This is a genomic window from Pseudomonas sp. GW821-FHT10B02 (assembly GCF_059415665.1).
The window spans coordinates 1-18,055 of sequence record NZ_JBWKNR010000020.1; the positions used below are offsets into that span (position 1 = coordinate 1).

General features: G+C 57.1%; 18 protein-coding genes. 10 read left to right on the top strand and 8 right to left on the bottom strand.

Annotation, left to right across the window (positions count from 1 at the left end; translation table 11 throughout):
* Window positions 1–462: 462 nt before the first annotated feature.
* From AC07OF_RS24270 to AC07OF_RS24280, 3 genes are all read left to right on the top strand, one after another.
* Window positions 463–3,039 (top strand): autotransporter family protein, encoded by a 2,577-nt coding sequence (locus AC07OF_RS24270; protein ID WP_495073578.1) that lies wholly within the window; start codon window positions 463–465, stop codon window positions 3,037–3,039.
* The gene (locus AC07OF_RS24275; RefSeq protein ID WP_495073579.1) at window positions 3,039–3,950 is read left to right on the top strand and encodes an alpha/beta hydrolase; all 912 of its coding nucleotides are present in this window, start codon (window positions 3,039–3,041) and stop codon (window positions 3,948–3,950) included. Before AC07OF_RS24270 ends, AC07OF_RS24275 begins: the two co-directional genes overlap by 1 nt.
* A 241-nt stretch (window positions 3,951–4,191) precedes the next feature.
* Window positions 4,192–5,229: an ABC transporter substrate-binding protein gene (locus AC07OF_RS24280; protein WP_495073580.1), complete on the top strand. Its 1,038-nt coding sequence runs from the start codon at window positions 4,192–4,194 to the stop codon at window positions 5,227–5,229.
* Between the two features lie 68 nt (window positions 5,230–5,297).
* On the opposite strand, the gene AC07OF_RS24285 is transcribed toward AC07OF_RS24280, so the two are convergent.
* The 8 genes from AC07OF_RS24285 to AC07OF_RS24320 all read right to left on the bottom strand — a co-directional run bounded on the left by AC07OF_RS24285 (window position 5,298) and on the right by AC07OF_RS24320 (window position 12,977).
* Window positions 5,298–6,386, bottom strand: coding sequence for a YkvI family membrane protein (locus tag AC07OF_RS24285; protein ID WP_157191939.1), 1,089 nt, complete (start codon window positions 6,384–6,386; stop codon window positions 5,298–5,300).
* A 293-nt stretch (window positions 6,387–6,679) separates the two neighbouring features.
* On the bottom strand, window positions 6,680–8,047 hold the full coding sequence (locus tag AC07OF_RS24290) for an ATP-binding protein (protein WP_157191940.1): 1,368 nt from the start codon (window positions 8,045–8,047) through the stop codon (window positions 6,680–6,682).
* Window positions 8,044–8,706, bottom strand: coding sequence for a response regulator (locus AC07OF_RS24295; protein WP_157191941.1), 663 nt, complete (start codon window positions 8,704–8,706; stop codon window positions 8,044–8,046). The genes AC07OF_RS24290 and AC07OF_RS24295 overlap by 4 nt, the downstream gene beginning before the upstream one ends.
* 11 nt (window positions 8,707–8,717) lie before the next feature.
* Window positions 8,718–9,365, bottom strand: a complete 648-nt coding sequence (locus AC07OF_RS24300) for a tetratricopeptide repeat protein (protein ID WP_157191942.1) — start codon at window positions 9,363–9,365, stop codon at window positions 8,718–8,720.
* Complete coding sequence (locus tag AC07OF_RS24305) at window positions 9,362–10,171, bottom strand: SDR family oxidoreductase (protein ID WP_157191943.1); 810 nt, start codon at window positions 10,169–10,171, stop codon at window positions 9,362–9,364. The genes AC07OF_RS24300 and AC07OF_RS24305 overlap by 4 nt, the downstream gene beginning before the upstream one ends.
* Complete coding sequence (locus AC07OF_RS24310; RefSeq protein WP_476445551.1) at window positions 10,158–10,832, bottom strand: iron-containing redox enzyme family protein; 675 nt, start codon at window positions 10,830–10,832, stop codon at window positions 10,158–10,160. Before AC07OF_RS24310 ends, AC07OF_RS24305 begins: the two co-directional genes overlap by 14 nt.
* Window positions 10,829–12,310, bottom strand: a complete 1,482-nt coding sequence (locus AC07OF_RS24315) for an AMP-binding protein (RefSeq protein WP_495073581.1) — start codon at window positions 12,308–12,310, stop codon at window positions 10,829–10,831. Before AC07OF_RS24315 ends, AC07OF_RS24310 begins: the two co-directional genes overlap by 4 nt.
* On the bottom strand, window positions 12,300–12,977 hold the full coding sequence (locus AC07OF_RS24320; RefSeq protein WP_422416684.1) for a thermostable hemolysin: 678 nt from the start codon (window positions 12,975–12,977) through the stop codon (window positions 12,300–12,302). Before AC07OF_RS24320 ends, AC07OF_RS24315 begins: the two co-directional genes overlap by 11 nt.
* A 210-nt stretch (window positions 12,978–13,187) precedes the next feature.
* Between AC07OF_RS24320 and AC07OF_RS24325 the strand changes: the two genes are divergently transcribed.
* The 7 genes from AC07OF_RS24325 (at window position 13,188) to AC07OF_RS24355 (ending at window position 17,962) form a co-directional block, all read left to right on the top strand.
* Window positions 13,188–13,544, top strand: a complete 357-nt coding sequence (locus AC07OF_RS24325; RefSeq protein WP_495073582.1) for a VOC family protein — start codon at window positions 13,188–13,190, stop codon at window positions 13,542–13,544.
* 50 nt (window positions 13,545–13,594) lie between these two features.
* On the top strand, window positions 13,595–13,780 hold the full coding sequence (locus AC07OF_RS24330) for a hypothetical protein (protein ID WP_157191947.1): 186 nt from the start codon (window positions 13,595–13,597) through the stop codon (window positions 13,778–13,780).
* Entirely contained in the window at window positions 13,777–13,992 is a 216-nt protein-coding gene (locus AC07OF_RS24335) for a DUF6632 domain-containing protein (protein WP_476445548.1), read from the top strand. The genes AC07OF_RS24330 and AC07OF_RS24335 overlap by 4 nt, the downstream gene beginning before the upstream one ends.
* A gap of 194 nt (window positions 13,993–14,186) precedes the next feature.
* Complete coding sequence (locus AC07OF_RS24340) at window positions 14,187–15,167, top strand: hypothetical protein (protein WP_495073583.1); 981 nt, start codon at window positions 14,187–14,189, stop codon at window positions 15,165–15,167.
* A gap of 2 nt (window positions 15,168–15,169) precedes the next feature.
* Complete coding sequence (locus AC07OF_RS24345; RefSeq protein ID WP_495073584.1) at window positions 15,170–15,802, top strand: DUF2997 domain-containing protein; 633 nt, start codon at window positions 15,170–15,172, stop codon at window positions 15,800–15,802.
* 21 nt (window positions 15,803–15,823) lie between these two features.
* Window positions 15,824–16,324 (top strand): 4Fe-4S single cluster domain-containing protein, encoded by a 501-nt coding sequence (locus AC07OF_RS24350; protein WP_232478259.1) that lies wholly within the window; start codon window positions 15,824–15,826, stop codon window positions 16,322–16,324.
* A 27-nt stretch (window positions 16,325–16,351) separates the two neighbouring features.
* Window positions 16,352–17,962, top strand: a complete 1,611-nt coding sequence (locus tag AC07OF_RS24355) for an AAA family ATPase (protein ID WP_495073585.1) — start codon at window positions 16,352–16,354, stop codon at window positions 17,960–17,962.
* The last annotated feature ends 93 nt before the right edge of the window (window positions 17,963–18,055 follow it).

Sequence of the window (18,055 nt, forward strand, 5' to 3'; positions counted from 1 at the left end):
GGGCCGGATGCAGGAGCGAGCGGTTTTGCCTACTTTTTCCAAGAAAAAAGTAGGCCGCCGTAAGGGCGGAAGGGGCCAGAAGCGGCGCCACAGCGAATGGATAAACTCGCAGCCTCAGCAACCAGCCCCAACCCAACCCAACCCAACCCAAGAATCATAGCCCTCGGGATTCCGTGAAGAGCCATTTTTATTTGGCAGAGGTGAAGGAGGGCGTGGCTGGTAGTAACCGAGGCGATGAAAGAAACTGCATGCAGCGCGGGCCAAAGTGGCGGCGTTGTCCAGTTAACGGCGCTAGCCAAAGCACGATAGGCGCTAGCTGCCATTGCACTGGCGCCAGAAATAAATACCCACGATAAACAAGAGTATCTATACTCGCCGCGCCTCCAGCGTGGCAATTTGACATCACCTCTAGACGAAGCCACGCAAGGACGCGTTCTCACCTCGATTTCAAAGGAAGAAAAAGTGGCTGTCGTTAACCTACAAAAAACCCTTATCGCGCTTGCTATCACCGCAGCAGCACATCCCGTTTACGCTGAAACCCTGGCGCTGACCAACGCGGGCGTGCAGATCGAAAACGTCTCTTATGCCGACCATGTTGAAGTCAATGGCGCGTTCGCTACGACCAACAGTGACCTGGACGCCATCGAGTTCAACAGCGTTACCTTCAACAAGGACCTGATCATCAATGCCAACGTTAATGCCAATGGCACTAACGCTGATGGTCTGGACCTGTCGATGGCGGGTGAGGACGAAGACCCATCGTCGTTCGGCCCGGCGACCGAAATCTTCGGTAACCTGGTGAACAAGGGCAGCATTGCGGTGAGTGGCGGTGGTGTGTCGGCGATGCTGGTTGACCCGGCTATCATCCACGGCAACCTGGTCAACGAAGGCACTTTGAGTGTCAACGGCGATGAGTTCGAAGGTGACGGTATCCGTGCCCTGGAATTCTCCGGTGAGTCGGAATTGCACGGCAATCTGATCAACGCCAGCACTGGCCGGATTCTGGCGAACGGCAAGAACGCCAAGGGGATCTTGCTCGAAGGCGGTGAGATTGACGGTAAGCTGATCAACAATGGCTTGATTCAGGTCAGCGGCGAGGGCGCCACTGCTCTGGATGCCACTTCCAATGAATACTTCGGCTACACCGATCGTGTTGACATTGGCGGCATTGAAAACAATGGCCGCATCATCGCAACGGGTGACGATGCGGTTGGCGTGGAGCTGGACGGCGTCAGCTTTGCCACTTCGTCTGCCCAGTTCGTCAACAATGGCCTGATTCAGGCTACCGACGCCGCAATTGAAATCGGTGGCTTTGACATCGATGGTGAGGGCGAAGATGGCCCGCTCACGCTGGTCAACCGTGGCACCCTGGTTTCTGAAGACGAAGCCATCGATGCCTCCGACGCATCCGGTGTGGTAGTTCTGGACTGGCAAGGCGGCGCGATCACCGGCAACCTGATCGATCTGGATCGCATTACTGTTACCGGTGATGCAGTGTTCAAGGGCACCAGCGCCGATGTCGATGGCTACAACATCCGCATGTACGACAACGGCCCGTTGAATGTCGGTACTGAGAGCAGCGCAGGGCATCTGCAGCTGGCTAATGCCCACACCTCGTTGCAGGGTGACCTGGTGGTAGCCAATGGCTCATCGCTGGATCTGAACCTGAGCAGCGCGACCGATGCCAGCAAGGCAGTCTTGAGCGTCGACGGCAATGCAACCTTCAAGAAGGGTTCGCAAATCACCCTGGCCGCCCAGGGCAACGATTTTACCGCCGCTGGCAGCACTTACACCCTGGTCAAGGCTGATTCGCTGGATAACCAGACCGAGTCCGGCAAGCTGGTCAGCAGCCGCTCCTCGCTGTTGAACGTCGATACCTATGTCGTCGAAGGTAATCAGGTCGTTGCGACCGTTACCGGGAAGTCGTCGTCGCAAGTCGGTGAGGTGATCAAGGACATCGGCGGTTCGGGCAACGCCCAGCGCGCCGCTTCGGCATTCAGCAGTGTTGCCACGCAACTGGCCAGCTTGAACCCGCAGGACAAAGTCTTCCAGGCCTATGTCAATGCATCGCAGGACGCTCAAGCGCTGCGCGCGCTGGCTGAGCAGTTGACTCCAGAGGTCAATGGCGGTGCGACTCAGGCCGCGACCACCGGCCAGACGCTGATCAGCAACGTCACCAGTGGCCGCACCTCCGGGGCGCGCGGCATGTCTTCGGGCGAGGGCTTCAAGGAGGCGGGTGTCTGGGTGCAAACCCTGTACAGCGATGCCAGCCAGGACCTGCGTGACAATGTCGCGGGTTACAACGCCTACAGCCGCGGCATCGCGGTGGGTGCCGACGGTAAGCTCAACGATCAGGTGACCTTGGGTGTGGCGTACAGCTACCTGAACACCGACGTCAACGGCAAGAGCGGTGACAAAACCAAGGTCGATGGTCATGCGTTCACGCTGTACGGCGGTTTTGAGCAAGGTAACTACTTTGTTGATGGCAGCCTGACCTATGGTCTGAACAACAACGAAAGCAAGCGCAGCATTGCCGGCACAACCGCCAAAGGCGATTACGACAGCAACCTGTTTGGTGTGAACCTGGTCGGTGGCTACACCTACCATGTCTCGCCATCGGTGCTGGTCGAGCCTCGCGTAGCCGCGCGCTACAGCAGGGTTGATATCGACGGTTACCGTGAAAAAGGTAGCTCTGCCGCCCTGAAAGTCGAAGATCAGCGCTTCGAAGTGGCTGAACTGGGTGCAGGTCTGCGCGTTGCCGGCAATTTCCCGCTGGGCAGTGGCACGCTTGAGCCGCAGGCCAAAGTCATGGCGTACCACGACTTTATCGGTGATGAAGTCAGCAGCACCTCCACCTTCATTTCGGGCAACACGCCGTTCGTGACCAGCGGTGCCAGTGCCGTACGAAACAGCTATGAAGCGGGTGTAGGCGCTGACTACCACCTGGGCGCTGTGACGGTTGGCTTGAGCTACGACTATGTCGGCAAGTCCGACTTTGATGCCGATACGGTCACAGCCAAAGTGCGTTACGACTTCTGATGACCGCTGCAAGTCTCAGCCCGCTACGGTGGGCCGGGGTTTGCCTGCAAGGCGCGGCACTGTTGTTCAGTGCCGCGCTGAGCGGTTGCCAGTCGCCTCGGCAGGCACTGCAAGCGTTGGCATCCTCCCATGGCCAGCACCTCGAAGTGTTGGCCACTACCCCCTTTCCCCTGGCGATGATCGCGTCGCACAAGCAGCAAAATGCCGCGCGATTACGCATCTATCTGGAAGGTGATGGCCACGCCTGGGCCACGCCGACGCAACCGAGTATCGACCCCAGTCCCCGGCAACTGCTGGTGGCGCAATTGGCGCTGGATGACCCCACACCGGCACTCTATCTTGGCCGTCCCTGTCAGTTCCTCAGCGTCTCGACCTGTACGCCTGAAATGTGGACGAACCGGCGCTTCTCCGAAGAGGTCATTGCCAGCCTTGACCAGGCGCTGGATCTGCTCAAGGCGCGTTATCGCAACCAGGACTTCGAACTGGTCGGCTACTCCGGTGGCGCCGCAGTGGCACTGCTGCTGGCTGCCAGGCGTGACGACATTGCCCAGCTACAAACGCTGGCGGGTAACCTCAGTCCGACAGAGTGGGTCCGGATACACCAGCTCACACCTCTGCGCGGTTCCCTTGAGCCCTTGCAGTACCGCCAACGTCTGGCTTCGATCCCGCAACGGCACTTGTTCGGCAGTGAAGACCGGGTGATTCCGAGCGCGATTGAAGGGTTTTACCGCCGACAATTAGGGCCGGCCGCATGCCTGGAAACCCTCGTGATACCGGGTGTCGGCCATGAGACTGGATGGAACCAGGCCTGGCAGCGCTGGCGAGAGCAGCCGATCAAATGTGCGTTGCCTGCACGAGAGGGAACTGCTGATGGTGCAGAAGAGGGCGTAGCAGGTAGTACCTCCCGTTAGTTTAGTAATAAGCAACCTGAGCGTTAGAAAAGCAGAGTCTAACTACCTTAACTTCCGTGCCACCTTACACGGCAAGAAAAACTGACCACAGGAAAACATTATTGTTCGTTGCGGGGGCTGCCCGAGTGGCCAGTCCGGCAGCGAATGGAACGAGACCCGGATGTCTCGCCTGGGAAGGCTTAGTTAATCCCGGTGTCTTGAGTGATTTGCAATCACCCATGAACAGTAGGAGATAACAATAATGATCAGGACTCTGAAATTCGCAGCGCTGGCAACCGGGTTATTGACTGCCAGTCACGGCCTTGCGGCCGATCTCACCATCGTTTCCTTCGGTGGCGCCAACAAAGAGGCCCAGGTAAAGGCCTTCTACAAACCCTGGCAGCAAGCCAGCGACAGCAAGATCATTTCCGGTGAATACAACGGCGAAATGGCCAAGGTCAAAGCCATGGTCGACACCCGCAGCGTCTCCTGGGATGCAGTGGAAGTCGAATCGGCCGAGCTTGCCCGCGGTTGTGACGAAGGCATGTTCGAAACCCTCGACCCGGCGCAGATCGGCCTCGACAGCAAAGACTTCGTACCCGGTGCCATCCAGCCATGCGGCATCGGTTTCCTGGTGTACTCGACGGTGCTGGCCTACAACGCCAGCAAGTTGAAAGAAGCGCCCACCGGCTGGCAAGACTTCTGGGATGTCGAGCGCTTCCCGGGCAAGCGCGGCCTGCGCAAACTGGCCAAGTCGACCCTGGAATTCGCCCTGATCGCCGACGGTGTAGCGCCTGGGGAGGTCTACACCTTGCTGGCGACCGAGGCGGGTCAGGATCGCGCCTTTGCCAAGCTCGACCAGATCAAGCCGCACATTCAGTGGTGGGAAGCCGGCGCACAGCCGCCGCAGTACCTCGCGGCCGGGGATGTGGTGATGAGTTCGGTGTACAACGGCCGCCTTTCGGCCGAGCAACGCAAAACCTATGACCTGAAGATCGTCTGGTCGGGCGGGCTCTACGAGTTCGACTCCTGGGCCATCCCGCGCGGTGCTTCACGCCAGGAGAAAACCCGCGAATTCATCGCCTTCTCGCTGGAGCCTGTGCAACAGAAAAGCTTTGCCGAGCACATCGACTACGGCGCCGCCAACCTGCAGGCGATGGACCTGCTCGACAAGGCACGCATCGCCGAACTGCCCACCGCGCCAGAGAACCTCGCGCAGCAGGTGCCGGTAGATGCGTTGTTCTGGGCGGACCATGGTGAACACCTGGAGCAGCGCTTCAACGCCTGGGCTTCGCGCTGATCTTCTGAGCGGCCATGCCAGCCATGGGGTGTATACCCCATGGCTTTTTCCAGGGTTGGCGTTATCCGTCAGGAGATGGCGTTCAGTCCGGCCTGTTGTGCCTTGGCTGCGGAGCGGCTGCGCAACCAGCTGAAAGCAATGGCGAGTATCAGTGCGAAACCGACGTAGCCCAGCAGCGGATAGACGGTGCCGACCAGCTTGCTGAAGCCGCCCAGGCTCAAGACCAGACCTACGCACACAGTCGCTGCGCTGACCAGTTTGAAGCGGCGCGTATCAGGCTTGGCAAAGCGGGCGCTGAAGGCAAAGAACATACCCACCGCAGTGCTGTAGATCATGCAAACCAGTGCGATCGACATCACCACCGACAGGATTGGCGAGATGCGCCCGGAAAGTGCCAGGGCCGGCATTTCGATGCCCTGCAGTTGGTTGATGTTGGCGAACAGGCCGATGTTCAGCAGCAGGATCAGTGCACCCAGACCCAGACCTCCGAGTACACCGCCGACTGCTGCAGCCCTGGGCTGTTTGGTCATGCCGCCGATGACTGCCAGCATCGGAAAGCCCACGGCGATATTGAACGATGCGTACAGCAAGGCGCCGACGAACCAGTTGCCTGTGACCGTCTCGTTGTTCTCGCGGGCAGCTGCGTCGAGGGCCTCGACCGAAGCGTTGTAGCTGAAGATCGAGTAAGTGGTGATGAGCAGTACCATGGCCAGCAGGAAAGGCATGACCGCGCTGATCAGGTTGATAATGCGCTTGACGTTCAGGCACAGGGTGGCAATCACCAGCACGGTCATCAGTACCCCGCCGAACAGCGGTGGCAGGTTGTACTCCTGGGTGAAGATCGAACCGCTGCCCGCCAGCATCACGACGCCGACACCGTACAGGAAGAACGACAGCACAACATCGACCAGCAGCCCGATTCGGCTACCGAACAATCTGTAGAGAACTTCCTTGTGCGAGTTCGCTTGCATCTGCGAACTCATCCGGGCGATCTGCATGCCGAGGAAGGCAAACAGCACACCGCTCACCAGAGTGCCGACGATGCCTATAAGCCCATAGCCGGTGAAGAACTGCAGTACCTCCTGCCCGGAGGCAAAGCCGCCGCCGATCACCACGGACATGTAAGCAAGCGCAATCTGGATAGATTGTTTATTCATTACACTTAATCTCGTTCTTAGACTTATTAGTTGCATGGAATAGCGCGGTAACTCCTGTCCGCGCCATTCCGCATAGCGACGATCTGCATGGCAGCACAACAAGCACCCTGGCTCGCTGGATCGTGCAGGCATGCCGACGCCAGGCGCAGTATAGGAAGAGTGGGGTAGTTGTTTTGACTGTATAGGCAGTCATATCTGGCGAAAAGTGCTGTGGAAGCTGGTTTTGTATTACAGTTTTCGCGAAACGCTAGAAATTTACCGAAAACTCCTCTGCAGTCTGGCCCTTTGCAAGCCTAAGTCCGGCGGATTTCCAGCGTAGCCTTCAGCCCGCCTACCGCGCGGTTTTCCAGCCTGACCTGGCCACCGAGTCGCATGGCAATAGTCTGCACGATGGTCAAGCCCAAGCCTGCGCCCTGGTCATTGCCACGGCTGTAGAAGCGTTCGAAAAGCCGCTCACGCTCTGTCTCGTCGATGCCCGGTCCGTCATCTTCGACCGACAGTTCGAAATGCTTGGCCCGGCAGGCCAGGCGCACGGTGATCAGGCCCTTGGCCGGTGAAAAGTTCGCCGCATTGGTGAGCAGGTTGTGCAATGCGATAGTGATCGCCGCATTGTCTACCTGCGCCCGATAATCGCCTGGCTCAACGTCGAACTCCAGCTCCAGGCCTTTGTCCAGCAGCCAGGCGGTGACTTGCGCAAGGCTGTCGCGAACGGTGCTTTGAAGGTCAGTCTGCAACGCTTTGCGGGTGTTGGCCTGGGGCTCCAGGCGGGCCATGGTCAGCAGTTGATTGACCAGCCGGGTGGTGCGGTCCACGCCACTGATCAAGTAGTTCAACGACTCGCGACGCTGCTCCGGTGTTCCGGCTTCCAGCAGGTTCTGTGCGTGTACCCGCAGCACCGCCAGGGGTGTGCGCATTTCATGCGCGGCATCGGCGATGAAGCGGCGCTCACGGCCCAATACATCCTCGATCTGCGCCAGCATCCGGTTGAGTGCCGACTGCATGGGCTCAAGCTCCGTGGGCAACGGCATCATCTTCAGCGGTTCAAGCGAGCCTGCATGCCGTGCGCGCAAGGTCGCCGCCATGTCAGCCAGCGGCTTGAGCCCCCAGCCAATCGCCAGCCACACCAATGCAACGAGGATCAGGCTGCCGAGCACATTGGGCCAGAGGGTATGGCGCACGATGCGGCCTACCAGGTCCGAGCGGACATCGTCGCGTTCGCCGACCCATATGCGCAGATGGTTTTCCTTGTCTTCGAGCAGAAACCCACGCCAGGTGCGCTGTTTGAGGTCGGTCACATCGCTGAAGCCTGCGCTCGTCGGCGCTCGCTCGAAGGACGGGGCGCTGGCGGTCTGTACCAGCACATCGCCTTGCGGGTTCCACACCTGGAAAGCGATCTTGCTTTCATAGGGATGGCCATCGACCCTGGGCATGGCTTCGCCCAGGGCTTTGTTGAAGGCTTGATAAAGCTCGTTATGTTCGCGTGTCGCCACAGGCATGCGCATGACGCCCTGAAGCAGCCGTGCGTTCTGCGCCAGTTGGGCGTCGTAAACCTCGGCGATTTCGTGATTGCTGTCGTGCAGGTTGAGCAGACTGATCACCAGCAGGCCGGACAGCATCAGGCCGATGATCAAGGTCAGGGTGCGCCGCCGGATCGAAGTCATGAGCCCTGTTCTACCCGGTAACCGACACCACGGATCGTGCGGATCAGGTCGGTGGAGAATTTTTTGCGCAAGTGGTGGATGTGGACTTCCAGGGTGTTGCTCTCGGCTTCTTCATTCCAGCCGTACAACAACTGGGTCAGGCGCTCGCGCGTCATCACCCGGCCGGGGGGCGACAGCAGTTCGTGCAGCAACTGATATTCCTTGGGGGTCAAGGACACGGGCCGACCGTTGTAGGTGACCTGCTGGTTGCCGGGGTCCAGCGTGATGCCAGCATGCTGGATCAGCGCACTGGCGCGTCCGGCGCAACGTCGCAGCAGCGCGCGTAGCCGGGCCTTGAGTTCATTCAGGTCAAAGGGTTTGACCAGGTAGTCGTCTGCACCGGCGTCCAGCCCGGCAATGCGGTCTTCGGTTGCATCTCTGGCCGTCAGGATCAACACCGGCAACGCCGAGCCGCTTTGGCGCAGGCGGCGCAGCACTTCCAGCCCGTCCAGGCGCGGCAGGCCAAGGTCGAGCACGGCCAGGTCGAAGGTTTCGCTGAGCAGCGAATGCAAGGCGCTGCTGCCGTCCTGCAGCCAGTCGACCGTGTAGCCCTCGCGCCCCAAGGCCTGATGAATGCCCTCACCGAGGGCTACGTCGTCTTCGATCAGTAATAGCCGCACCGGAACTCCTGTCAGTCAACTTTCTTGTGGATGTCGACCAGCAACGCTTTGATTTCGTCACGACGACCTGCGTCCGCGCTTTCCCGACCCGGTCGTGGTGCTGCTTGCAGGGCCTTCTGCAAGGCTGTCCGGGCTTCGCTGTATTTCTTCTGACGGTAGAGGTGATCGCCCCAGAAGTACAGGCTGTCGATGCCGTCGGGGTTGACCTGCAACGCCTGCTGGAGCAACTGCTCAGCCTTGTCGGCATCGCCGAAGCCGATCGGCCAGCCCGGTACCCGGTCATACAGCGCTGCCAGGCTGGTGTAGGCCGAGCCTTGCAATGCCTTGGAGTCCAGGCTCAAGGCTTTCTCAAGGTCGGCTTTGGCCGCCTTGACCTTGCTCAACGCGCCCAGCCCGCCTTGGGCGCCGGCCCAACTGCTGGTGACGATGCCTGACCAGATCCACGCTTCCGCCGCCGCCGGCTGATCATGGGTAAGCGCCGCCGTCTGTCCGGCGAGTTGTTCGAACGCCGCGGGACGTTGTGCGGCTGGCAACTGATACTGAATGGTTGCCCAGCGTTGCTGGATCTCGGCAAGGCGTTGCTGATCGTCGGTATCCAGCGCCGCCCAGGCGCCCTGGCTGAGCAGACCGATGAGCATGCAGATGGCTGGTTTGTTCATGGCTTGAGGTCTTCCTTCGTGGGTTTCTGGCTCAGACGACGGATCAGTGGCAAGTGCTTGCGCAAGCCACGGTCGACAAGATTGGGGAGCAGAGTATTCAGGCGTACGAAGAAGCGCTCCGGCCAGCCCAGGTACAGGTCGCGATGATCGTTGGCGATGGCGCGCAGCACTGCCGCCGCCACTTGCTGTGGCTCATCGACCCCGGACTTGAGCGCGTCGTTGAGCGCCTGTGCCGCCACGCTGTTCATGCTCGTGCGGGTCGCACGAGGGGCCACGTACAGCACATTGACGCTGGTGTCGGCCAGTTCACGGCGCAACGCCTCGGAGAATCCGCGCAAGGCGAATTTGCTGGCACTGTAGGTGGCGTAGCCGGGATAGGCGAGCGAGCCATAGGTCGAGCCCACATTCACCACCATGGCACTTTTGGCCTTGCGCAGTAATGGCAGCAGGCTTTTTGTCAGGCACAGTGGGGCGCCGACATTGACTGCCAGCATGGCGTTGATCTCGCTGTCGTCCAGCTGTTCGATCATCGCAAAACGGTTGATGCCCGCTGCGTTGATCAGCAGGTTGATGCCACCGATGGCCTGGGCAGCCAGCAGCACCCTGCTCCGGTCGCTGGCGGTGGTCAGGTCTGCAGCGATCCAGGAAATGCTCTCCGGGTAGCTCAACAACAGCGATTCCAGCATGTCCCGGTGGCGGGACACGGCAATCACTCGCGCCCCCTCGGCACACAGCCCCTGGGCGATTGCCAGGCCGATACCACCGCTGGCACCGGTCAACACCACACGAGCATCAGACAGGCGCATGCGTCTGCTCCCCGTCCCGTGGCAAACCACGGAACATATCGGTGTACAGCCGGTAAACCACCCGTGAGGCATGGATTACAGCGGCCTGGTCGTGCGGGTCGTCGAGCTGGTCCATCAAGCGGCGGTAGGTCTGCATGTGCCCGATATCCAGCGCACCGTGGGAGTTGAGGTAGCTGAAGGCAGTGTCCGGCAGTTTCAGACCGGCCTGAATGCTGCCGGCAGCATGCGTCGCCAGGGCAATACTGGTGCCCTCCAGCACATTGACCATACCGAACAGGCCGACCGGGTTGTCGCGAGCGATCAGGTCGTAGAGGAAGCTGACCATCAGCTCGATCGGCAGTGCCGGGCGACCGTTGCGCACGGCCTCCTTATCGCCACCACAGGCCTCGATGTCGTCGAGTACCCAGGCCTCGTGCCCGTACTCGTCCTCGATATAGTCGCAGACGGCCTGGCGCAGCCATTCCAGGCGCGACGGCAAACGTGCACCACAGGCCATCATCAGCGGTACGGTATGGCGCACGTGATAGTAAGCCTGGGTCAAAAATTCCCGGTAGCTGTCCAGGCTGACTTTGCCTTCAAGGGCATCGCGGATGATCGGCAGGCTGAACAATGCCTGGCGTTCATCGGCGGTCGAGTGTTGCAAGGTGTCGAAAAAGCTCATCGTGCGGTGTCCTCGGAGAATTCGCCTGTGCTCAGGAGCATGCGGTAGCGTTCAACGATGGCATCCCGGCGCGGGCGGCCGTTGACGGTCAGCAGGCCATTGTCGGGGGTGAAGGGCTGCTCGAGTCGGGTCCAGCGATGGGCCCGGGCGTAGTCGGGTAGCGACTGGTTGGCTTGCGCCACGGCGGCCGCCAGTTGCTCATCGGTGCAGTCAGAACGCTGCGGCCAGAGCAGCGCATGGTTACAGGGCATGGCTTCGCCGTAGACGAAGGCCTGTGCGATCACGCCGCGTTGGGTGAGTTCGGCCTCGACCCATTCCGGGTTCACGTTGCGGCCGAAGCTGGTGACGAACTGGTGCTTCTTGCGCCCCTTGAGGTACAGGTAGCCGTCGGCATCGAATTCCCCCAGGTCGCCGCTGGCCCACCATTCGCAGGTCTGCGCAGGCTCGCCCAGATAGCCGAGCAGGGTCGGGCCCTTGACCAGCACTTCGCCATCTTCGGCCAGGCGTACCTGCAGGTGGGGCAGCGACCGCCCGACACTGCCGGGACGGCAAGCCTGGGGTTGGTTCAGGCACACCACCGAAGCACATTCCGATAACCCGTAGCCTTCGTAAACCGGCATGCCAACCTGCTGGGCACGGGCGAGCAGCGCTGTGCTGACCCTGGCGCCGCCCACCGCGGCAAAGCGCAAGGCGCGCGGATTGAAGGCGTGTTGTTCGGCGGCGCTGACCAGCAGCAACAGCAACTGCGGCACCAGAATCACACTGTGCGGCGCACGTTCGGCCAGAAAGCCCAGCAACCGTGGTGTATCGATACCTGTGGCACCCTGGATACCCAGGGTCTGCGGGCCAGGTAGGCTCAGGGTGGCGCCCGCCAGTAACGCGGCATAGCAGCCCAGGTTTTCCAGCAGTATCGCCAGCGGCAGCAGCGCCAGGTGATGCTGTGGATCCGTGGCTTTGCTGGCCTGGTGCAACGCGCGGGCGACACTCAGGATGCTCGCGGCACTCAGGCACACCCCCTTGGGCGTGCCGGTGGTGCCGGAGGTGAAGGTCAGTTTGGCCGTACCTTCGGGCATGCCGGTGTCGGCCAGCTCCTGGCAATACCAGACATCGCCCCGTTGCAGGTACCCGGCTGCCTGCAGCTCCGATGCCATTGCCGGTTCGGCAATCACCAGGCTGGCGCCGCTGCGTTCAAGGCAGTGCTTGCGTTGCGACGGGCTGAAAAAAGCGGGCAACGTTACGCAGGTCAGCCCCTCGAACAACAGCGCCAGATCCCAGAGCAGCGCGTCCACACCGTTGTCCAGCGCCAGGGCGACCACCTTCGCCTGTTCATCGCGTAACCGCTGTTGCCGAGCCGCAACCTCGGCGCAGAGGGTGGCGTAGTCGACCTTCAGCTTGTCGCCCCACAAGGCAATGGCGTGCGGCTTACGTTCGGCGTGCTGGTGCAGTGTTTGCCGGAAATGCCTCAACTCAGGCGACATTGCTGGCCTCCGCTGTGCAGGTCGGCAGGCCGAGGCGGTTCAACAGGCCGGCATTTCGCAAGTGGATGAAGCCGGCGCGGATGTTGCCGGCATGCACCTTTGGCTGACTCTGGTAATAGCTGCCCCAGTCGTGGCGATCTTCACCGAGCCGTAGCGGGTCCGCTGCGCAGAGGGTCTGCGGTTTCAGCCCCAGGCGATGGAAGCTGTTCACCAGACCGATGCTGCCGGTGAACGCGACCCACTCCAGCCCGCCCATGGCCAGCAGGTAGGTGATGGCAATGATGCTAAGGCGTGCGCTGCCGGTATCGGCAGCTGCGAGGTTGCCGACTTCGACGATTGCCGTGCGCGCCACCGGTTCGCCGCTTGCACCGCTGAGCAGCGGCTCGATCGGTTCATCCAGGTAACGTTCGAGAAACAACGGCCCGGCGCTGGCCAGACGCACGCCGGCCACCGCGCAGAGCGTCCCGCGGGCATCGCTGACCCCGAACAGTTCGGGCATGAATTGCTGGATGCGCGCGCCGTGCGCCTTTCGAAAGCGCTCCTGGATGAACGCTTCGTAGGTGTTGCGCTGGTGTTCGCCGGGAATGGCTCTGGCCAGGGTCAGTGGAGCGTCCGGCGTTGCACCGAAGCGCAAGGGCAGGGGAATGTTCCAGTCGAAATCGGGCATGACGTGATGCCTCCCAGGAAAGGTCTGGGGAGGAGTATTTGCGGCAATCCTTAACGAAGTCTGAAGATGTCGGAAATGCCGGTGATTGAAATCAGGGTGCTGTCACTGCTTGCCTGGTTATTCGTCGATTTCACTCTGCGGGTTGTAGTCACCGCCAGCCATGGGGTATGAACACATGGCAGTCAAACACCAATCAGCAAGGAGCCAGGCATGAGTGTTCGAGGGAATGATCGTCAGATCGACAACATTGAGTTCAACGTCAGCGACATCGCTCGCAGCAAAGCCTTCTATGGCGCTGCGTTCGGCTGGGCATTCGTCGATTACGGCCCGAGTTATACCGAGTTCAGTGATGGCCGGCTTAACGGAGGTTTCACCACAGGCGAGGCCGTTCGGCCGGGTGGGCCATTGATCATCCTGTATGCGGATGATCTTGAGGCAGTGCAGCAGCGTCTTGAAGGCCTGGGCGCAGTGATCAGTCGCGACACCTTTGCGTTTCCCGGAGGGCGCAGGTTTCATTTCATTGACCCGGATGGCTATGAGCTGGCGGTCTGGACCGCGCAACAGTAGGCTCGGCGCCTTGATATTTGGACTGATACTCAAGTCATTGAAACGCTGTAGTGGCTGAAGAAATTTTGAAATCGAAGCGGGTCAATTTTCTCGTGGCGGACGCCCGGATAAAGCGCATCAACTCGAGTGTTTTACTCAATGCCGGCACGTTAGCTGGCGTGTTGGAAACCTTCAGGAAAGCCTATGGCGGGCTATGGGTGGGAAGCTGGAGCTTACCCAGTCTGTGGTTCGCTTGAGCGCCAATACGCTGAACCGAGTCGTTCAGGACGGGACACTTTGCTCCATATCTGTCGGGCTTGCACACCCGATCGCTGAATTGGCAGCGACCGGGGAGAGTAGCGTGTACCCGATGATGATCGTTGGCATCTACGCCACACTTGGCGTGTTCTTGATCCCGGAAAATCGCGTTTCTACGCAATTTTTTGCTCTGGTGATCAACCAACGCTGACAGAGTTTACATAGCAACGCAGCCCTCAAGAATGTGTCCGCGTTTTTTCACCGCCTGGGACTTTTCTGCCTGGCTACTGCAGACGAACCTTGGCGCGTGATAAACCAAAAATCGTCATGTAGCATAGACCCATGAGTAGTTCTACAGCCATCCCCTCACTACGCGCTTCTGCACCAACTCTAGAAGGTTTGTGAATGATAAAGACTATCCCGATGTGGAAAATGGCAATGGCCACCAAAGGTAAGGTAACGGCACTTGTAGTACTGGCATTCGTACCTGTTTTCATCGTTGGTGGCGCGTGGATGTTTCTTGAAGGGTTGCAAAATGGGCAAAATCGCCAGGCTGCAATGGGGCTTTTCTGTGTGGTTTTTTTTGGTGCGTGCACCCTGCTCTTTGCACCTTCAAAAAAATATATTCCCGGCAAAACATTTCAGGGCTATAGAAATAAAAAACTCAGTTCGCAGACGGCCATTAATTACGGTTACGGAATCATTGTTTTTATTTCCGCAGTTTTTGTGGCTTTTGCACCGAAAAACGCACTAAGCGCAATAGGCTATGGGGTGGCAGGCATCTTTGGCCTTTATGTACTATCAAAAAGCTTAAAATTTCACGCCGATATCGATTATTCGACAAATGAATATTTGGCAACCGAGCTGGGATTTCCTGTAGGGGAGAAAATTCAGGTTAGCTACCAGAATTTTGATGCTGATGAAGTTGATGTTGGTAGCAACGCTTTTGCCGCATCAGCGACCAAATTAATTGTAGCGTCGTTTGATGGGCATCTTTGGAGGAAACTGTCACGGGATCTGAATCAGATCTCGCACATTGGTATCATTGGCGATGAAAATCAAAATTACTTCGTTAAATTGCAGTTCAATGATGGGGCCGATGTGTTGTTGCGAATTGGACTTTATGAAAAGCTCACGTCAAGTCCCATCCTGGTAATAAGAATGTTGTTGGAAACGATTGATGCAAGTCTCCTGAGTGGTAGTGGTGCATCACAGACAACCCAAAGACGTCGGGTAGTTGTCAACTCTGGAACTCCAGCCGAGAGTTCGAAAAACGTTGCGCCTGCATCCATGGCGCCTGTGCGCAACATTGAGGTTGACCCTGGCGTATTAAATGCTATCCACGACGCAGAAGAAGTTGTTCCCGGTCGCAAGCTGGAGCTTTAACAGTGTCTCATTGTACAAAGTTTGAATTTTCTTATGTTAATGAAGAAGCCATTGCCAAAGCCTTCAGTAAATTGGACCTTAGCCCAACGACGGGTCTGGTTTCCATATTTGCCAGCGACTTCAGTAAAAAGGTGTTGAGCAAAATAGGCTATATGGGCAAGCAGCAATTTAGAGCTGTTTGTGGCCAAACGCCTGATAAATTCAATCTATTTGTTTGCCAGGTTGAGGAGGGCTCCTACAAGCTCCTCATCGAACGAGAAACTATTTCGGCCGGCGATGAAGCAATAATGGCTGATTTGGCTTTAAGCTTTCAGAGGGCGTACGTCAGTGTCGCCATCGATGAAACTATTAAGCGCATAGACGCAACAGGTGTTCCCGCAAGAGTCAAAGAAACTTCACAAGGGTTTGAGATTGAATTCGGACCTAACTACGAATACGGCATTCATGTCACCTTTACGGGCGATGAAATTACGGAGGAAGTGCATGGCGTGAAAGGCAACATTTGCACAAAGCTTACTGAAGAGCTTGAGTCTCTACTTTCTAGCCCTACTGCGGAACTTGTGACTGAATGGAAGCCGGAATATACCGTAGTCCATGAAGAGCAAACCCTTCAAGTTCTCAGTGCGAACTTCTAAATGGACATCAATGTACACCATATGGAGTTGAGCAGCGTTAACGGCCCCGGGTTGCGCTTGACATTATGGGTGCAGGGTTGTGCGCTGAATTGTAAGGGGTGCTTCAATCAGAGCACCCACGCTCGCGAAGCGAGTACGCTGATGTCTATTGATGAATTGGCACAAAAGATAAATGCACTGGACATCGCTGGCGTTACCCTCTCTGGAGGGGAGCCTCTCGACCAGGCGTCAGCCTTGGAGCAATTAATAAATGCAGTCAATGGCGAGAAAAACTGGATACTTTACACAGGCTATACGCCAAAAGAGATATTCCAGAACGAAGCCATGATTCGTGTTGTTAAAGCCGTAGACTTGACGCTGGCTGGGCGGTATCGGCATAACGCGAGCCATCCCTATCAGCACAAACAGATTATCAAAACCAGCGACAGAGTCGACATTGACTTTTTTCGCACTAGAAGAGTTGTCGAGTTTGTAGTTTCAAATTCTGGCGTTACTAAAACCGGTCTTCCGATGAGTGTATAACTCAGTTCAAGCGCAGGGATAACAAGCATGAACCGTACCAAGCAGATAACAGATTACCTCAAAGCGCGCTATGCTATTTTGGTCATTGAAACGTTCGAGGAAGAGCGTGCGCTCAATGAAATTTCTGAAATCGCCAAGGCACTTAGCCATCGTTTGTTTGTTTGGAACTCGACGCTAGGCGTCCAGATAAATGGCGTCGTGGCCGGGGATAAAACCTTTGATTTGAAAGTGGCCTTGGACTTTTGCGAAGAAAAGGCGAAGGATGAAGGCAGCAAAAATATATTTGTTTTTTGTGATGCTCATAACTACCTTACCACAAGATCAAATCCCGTCTATCGTCGTCGACTTCGAGATTTAGCCATAAATATCCGCTCACGAGGCTATCGAAGCAATTGCATTATCGTGGCGCCCAGCTTTGAAATTGCCAATGATCTTCAAAAGGAAATCACGTTGATTGATTTTCCTTTGCCATCAAGAGATGAAGTTAAATGTCAGATAAATAATTTTGTTAATTCATGGCAAGGCAACAGTAGCGTCAATATTGATCTTTCCAGCGAAACCAAAGATAAACTCATTGATGCCGCTTTGGGTCTCACGGGGTTAGAGATTGATAATAGCTTGTCTCGTTCATTGGTATCCAGCCTGAGTGTAAATGAAAATACCGTAAAAGACCTTCTTTCCGAAAAAAGACAAATCATACGGAAAACAGGTATTTTGGAATACATCGACTCAACGTTAAATCTTGAGGATGTTGGTGGGCTGGCAACGCTTAAGAAGTGGCTTAATTTGCGTAGCCAGTGTTTTGGGCAGATGGCTCAGGAGTTCGGTGTCGGAACCCCGAAGGGTTTGCTCTTAACTGGCGTTCCTGGTTGCGGTAAGTCTCTAACGGCGAAATGTGTATCGTCGTCATGGAACATGCCATTATTGCGTTTGGACATGGGAAAAATTTTCCAAGGGGTGGTTGGCTCTTCAGAATCCAATATTCGTTCCGCACTACGTACGGCCGAAGCTATTTCGCCCTGCATCCTATGGATCGATGAAATTGAAAAAGGACTTTCCGGCTCTTCCGGAGGCGCATCTGATGGTGGCACGGCCTCACGCGTATTCGGCACATTGTTGACTTGGATGCAGGAAAAAACGGCGCCTGTTTTTGTGTTTGCTACCGCAAACAACATCAACAGCTTACCTCCGGAGTTGTTAAGAAAGGGGCGATTCGACGAAATATTTTTCGTTGACTTCCCGTCGACATTAGAAAGAAAGAAGATTCTTGAAATACATCTCAAGAAGTTGAAGCGTGACCCAGAAAAATTTGATTTGGATCGATTGGCTGCTCTAGGAGGTGAGCCGAATTTTGGTAAAGATATTGTGCTCTCTGGTGCCGAAATCGAAGCGTGGGTTGGCGACTCGCTGATTGAAGCGTTCTCACGGCGGATGAATGGCTCTGGTGAGGTAAGCGACCTGAATATGGCTGATTTTGAAACTACCATTTCGCGTTTAGTACCAATGAGCAAAATGCGTAGAGACGAGTTTATAAAACTACGTGATTGGGCGAATCAAAATGCAATTAGCGCATCGGCTATGGTTGCCGGTCAGAATGATACGGAAACTCAAATCGGTGGCAGGCAAATTGATTTTTAATCTGCGGTGATTTTTCGGTGGGTGAGGCTTTTCAGCAGAACCGAGTGCGCCCTGGGAAGAAAGGATGACTTTCGTGGCCAACATTTCTTCCCT

Bases quoted from the DNA above. Each gene is read 5' to 3' on its own strand.
- AC07OF_RS24275 (WP_495073579.1), top strand. From the start codon at position 3,039: ATGACCGCTGCAAGTCTCAGCCCGCTACGGTGGGCCGGGGTTTGCCTG.
- AC07OF_RS24280 (WP_495073580.1), top strand. From the start codon at position 4,192: ATGATCAGGACTCTGAAATTCGCAGCGCTGGCAACCGGGTTATTGACT.
- AC07OF_RS24285 (WP_157191939.1), bottom strand. From the start codon at position 6,386: ATGAATAAACAATCTATCCAGATTGCGCTTGCTTACATGTCCGTGGTG.
- AC07OF_RS24290 (WP_157191940.1), bottom strand. From the start codon at position 8,047: ATGACTTCGATCCGGCGGCGCACCCTGACCTTGATCATCGGCCTGATG.
- AC07OF_RS24300 (WP_157191942.1), bottom strand. From the start codon at position 9,365: ATGAACAAACCAGCCATCTGCATGCTCATCGGTCTGCTCAGCCAGGGC.
- AC07OF_RS24305 (WP_157191943.1), bottom strand. From the start codon at position 10,171: ATGCGCCTGTCTGATGCTCGTGTGGTGTTGACCGGTGCCAGCGGTGGT.
- AC07OF_RS24310 (WP_476445551.1), bottom strand. From the start codon at position 10,832: ATGAGCTTTTTCGACACCTTGCAACACTCGACCGCCGATGAACGCCAG.
- AC07OF_RS24315 (WP_495073581.1), bottom strand. From the start codon at position 12,310: ATGTCGCCTGAGTTGAGGCATTTCCGGCAAACACTGCACCAGCACGCC.
- AC07OF_RS24320 (WP_422416684.1), bottom strand. From the start codon at position 12,977: ATGCCCGATTTCGACTGGAACATTCCCCTGCCCTTGCGCTTCGGTGCA.
- AC07OF_RS24325 (WP_495073582.1), top strand. From the start codon at position 13,188: ATGAGTGTTCGAGGGAATGATCGTCAGATCGACAACATTGAGTTCAAC.
- AC07OF_RS24340 (WP_495073583.1), top strand. From the start codon at position 14,187: ATGATAAAGACTATCCCGATGTGGAAAATGGCAATGGCCACCAAAGGT.
- AC07OF_RS24350 (WP_232478259.1), top strand. From the start codon at position 15,824: ATGGAGTTGAGCAGCGTTAACGGCCCCGGGTTGCGCTTGACATTATGG.
- AC07OF_RS24355 (WP_495073585.1), top strand. From the start codon at position 16,352: ATGAACCGTACCAAGCAGATAACAGATTACCTCAAAGCGCGCTATGCT.